Raw genomic sequence first — 3,216 nt, forward strand, 5'->3', positions numbered from 1 at the left:
TGAATCCGTTCGACGGATACGGTTCCGCCCGAAGCGTTTCCGGATCCATGTTCACTTGTTGTGCGGCACCTTGCCTTACCCGATAGAGGGCCAGCAGCTGTTCGCGCGCGCTGGTGGTGTAGCCGCTGGACAAGTTGTAGATGCGACGGGGAAGGGCGTCGGCATGAATCATGCTCATGAGCGCACTGGCCGTGTCGCGAACGTAGGTCAATGGGGACACGGCGATCACGCTCCACAGATCCGACAGCGGCACGCCCATGTATCCCGCGCCTGCCATCAGATTTCCCCTGCCCGCGACCGTATGGACAGCTCGGCTGATGGGACTGCCCATCTCCTTGTAGCCCGGTCCGAACTGAGTCGGAATCCGTAGCACGGCGACGTCGAGGCGGTGCTGGTTCAGCTTCTGATTGGTGCGCACAGTCGCCGATCCGCCCATCTGCCAGGGAGCGGCATAGTCGAGCGCGATGCGCTCCAGGGATCGTTTGACGGACACCTCGAACGCCGGTAGCGCGAGTGCTCTGCTCCCATCGGGCGCGGTAACGGCGCCCATGGCGTCGGGATGGTCATCGATCGTGGCTTGCACGGGGAAGCGTGCGTCTTCGGTGAATGGCGGTGCGCTGCCGCCATAAACGGCGATCGAGCTCACGAGGACGAGACGCTTCACGCCTGTGGCCTCTGCGGCTTCCAGACAATTGAAGATCATGTCGTAGTTGCCGCGGTTCGACGTGCGGGTTTGTGCGTGTTGGTGAGCCTGTGCAGCGTGTATCACCGACTGAAAGTCGTACCGGCTGAACAGGTCGAACACTTCCCCGCTACGCGCAAACTCCACGGGCTCGATGGTGACCAGCTCGCGGAGGTCGCCCAACGCTTTCGCGATTTGGTCGTGTCCGTGACGAGCGGTGATCACGACTGAAGTACCTTCAGCGGCGAAGGCGCGGGCGGTATTCAGCCCGACCAAACCTCCGCCACCGGTGATCAAGACATGAGACATGGTTGGCTACCCCTCCGAACGGCGGAGCGACGTGCGCTCTGGTTGGCGTGACTTCGGTGCAGTGGTTGGTGCACTACGCAATTGGCTAGGCATCGGCTGCTCCGATGAGCTGGAGTCGCAGGGCATCCAGTTCGGTGTCGGACTTTTCCCGGACGAGACGCAGGATCTGTTCCGCGTCATCGCCGACGGCCGCGCGGATTGGTGGCGGCACTTGCTCGACCAGTTCGATCACCCGGTCGGCGGACGCCTCAGCGCTAAGCCCGGAGTTCTGCATGTTGTTGAGCACATCGCTGAACTTGCCGAAGACGTCGCCATAGAGTGCGCGCTGCTCGCCGGTCATGGAGTCTGCCATCCGTTTCAGGGCGGCGGCCGTCTTGGCGGGCCCTCCGGTGCGCATGTTGCCGGCCTGAGCCATTACGAACGCGACCCCGAACGGCTTGAGTTCGGCGCGATAGACGTCGGCCAACGCCTCGAAAGCCGCCTTGGAGGCGCTGGACGGACCGTCGAAGGGCACCGGCAGCCGGCCGGTCATCGCTCCGATTTGGACGATGCGGCCGCGAGACTTGCGCAGTGCCGGAAGAAACCCGTTGATCACCGCCAGGGCTCCGAAGACATTCACTTCGAACTCGCGTCTGATGTCGTTCAACGGGATCACTTCAAGTGGTCCGGGCGTCAGAGTGCCGGCATTGCTGATCAGCACGTCGAGTCCGCGCTGACCCACCTCCTCCGAAACCTTGTCCACCCAGGCAGTGACAGCGCTCTGATCGGTGATGTCGGCAAGGGACAGGGCGACATTGCCACTCGACGCCTCCAGTAGATCGGCGACATGCTGTTCTGATCGTGCCGTGCCAAAGACGCGATAGCCCTTCGCCGCGAGCTTGATCGCCAATGCGCGCCCCAGCCCGCTGCCGGCCCCGGTGATGGCGACGCTAGGTTGGTGTAATTCCGTTGTGTCAGACATGGTTTCACTCCTTCGTGATCTCGGACGGTTTCGAACAATCGATCAGAGCGACGTGACCAATAAGCCAGCCGTCACGGCACTGAGTACGAGGAGCAGCGCGGCGGGGCCGGCATGGCGAAGGTCCTGTACTCGGGCGTGAGACCCGATGCCCCCGACCATCAGCAGGGCGAGACCGACCGCCGCGGTGATACCAAGCACCGGGACGACGAGTCCGACGGCCAGTCCCAGAGCGCCGGCGACCTCCAAAGCGCCGACCACGCGCCACAGTTGGGGTCCGACGCGCAACTGGTCGCGCATCTGCAACGACTGTTTGGCGCCGACGAGCTTAAGACCGCCCGAGCCGAGGAATGCTACCGCTAGAAGCGCGCTAAGAACGATGATGGTGATGTGCATTTTGAACCTTTCGTTGAGGGTTGACAATCTGACGTTGGGCGGTCCTCATTCGAACCGCCACGTGGGGTTGAGGTGATTGCTGAGCTGGCGCAGGCACCACTCAAGGACCGCGTCGCTGCAGGCCTCGGGGTGCGACAGCATCAGCCGATCAACGGCGTCCGGGTGCCTTTGCACCTCGACCGGGTCAACGCCGGGTCGGGCCGCGGCGGAGCCGGACGTCACGTCCGTTCCCCCGATGATCCACAAGACCGGCTTTGTGTTCTGCCGTAACGACGGGTCCAGCGATTCGGGTGAGACGGGCGGGCTCACATCACTGATCAGGACCGCGCCGAAGAAGACATCGGACACTTGGAGTGTGCGGTAAATGGCCGTGGCGCTGAGAGCGGATCCCACCAAGAACACGGGCAGACTGCTCGTTTCGGCGACGTCCGTGCCCAGGGCGACCAGGCCTTCGGCCGACCCGTCGAAGCGGAATCTTTCGTCTGGAGTCCAGACATCCACTCCGCGGTCGGCGTGGTGCGCGCAGAAGCGGTCCAAAGCGGCCGGATTGGAGGTGATCCCGGTGTGCACGACAATCGCGTGGTCGGCGTCTACGCCGGCGTAGCGACAACCCCGCACGTAGTCGACGGTCACTGGCTCATGCCCTTCACCATCGCGACCAGCCTGGAGAGATTGAGTTCGTTGTCGTCACGCAGAGCCTTCACGACGTCGAGGATCATCCGTGGAGATGGGTTGGTGCCCAGGAATTTCCGGTTGATCGGCGGTCCCCATTGGTAGAGTCCGGATGCGGTCAGCGGGGCCCACCCGGGTTCGATGGTGTTGTCGAACAGGTCGCCGTCGGTGAAGTGCTCGACCATCAGCTTGTCGGGAT

At 63.2% G+C, this 3,216-nt stretch carries 4 protein-coding genes and 1 pseudogene; all 5 read right to left on the reverse strand.

Going from position 1 to position 3,216, the window contains the following annotated elements:
• Positions 1 to 979, reverse strand: a 979-nt coding sequence (locus tag QOD90_RS19050; RefSeq protein WP_526352391.1) for an NAD-dependent epimerase/dehydratase family protein, incomplete at its 3' end; no start/stop codon positions are given.
• Between the two features lie 97 nt (positions 980 to 1,076).
• A complete protein-coding gene (locus QOD90_RS19055) occupies positions 1,077 to 1,952 on the reverse strand; it encodes an SDR family NAD(P)-dependent oxidoreductase (RefSeq protein WP_526352392.1) in 876 nt (291 codons plus the stop codon).
• A 42-nt stretch (positions 1,953 to 1,994) separates the two neighbouring features.
• Positions 1,995 to 2,345 (reverse strand): DoxX family protein, encoded by a 351-nt coding sequence (locus QOD90_RS19060; RefSeq protein WP_526352393.1) that lies wholly within the window; start codon positions 2,343 to 2,345, stop codon positions 1,995 to 1,997.
• A gap of 45 nt (positions 2,346 to 2,390) precedes the next feature.
• Positions 2,391 to 2,978 (reverse strand): alpha/beta fold hydrolase, encoded by a 588-nt coding sequence (locus tag QOD90_RS19065; RefSeq protein ID WP_526352394.1) that lies wholly within the window; start codon positions 2,976 to 2,978, stop codon positions 2,391 to 2,393.
• Positions 2,975 to 3,216 (reverse strand): annotated as a pseudogene (locus QOD90_RS19070) (VOC family protein); the annotation flags it as partial. The gene QOD90_RS19065 and the pseudogene QOD90_RS19070, both read right to left, overlap by 4 nt.

The organism is Mycobacterium sp., assembly GCF_032161845.1.
GTDB lineage: Bacteria > Actinomycetota > Actinomycetes > Mycobacteriales > Mycobacteriaceae > Mycobacterium.

Bases quoted from the DNA above. Each gene is read 5' to 3' on its own strand.
- QOD90_RS19055 (WP_526352392.1), bottom strand. From the start codon at position 1,952: ATGTCTGACACAACGGAATTACACCAACCTAGCGTCGCCATCACCGGG.
- QOD90_RS19060 (WP_526352393.1), bottom strand. From the start codon at position 2,345: ATGCACATCACCATCATCGTTCTTAGCGCGCTTCTAGCGGTAGCATTC.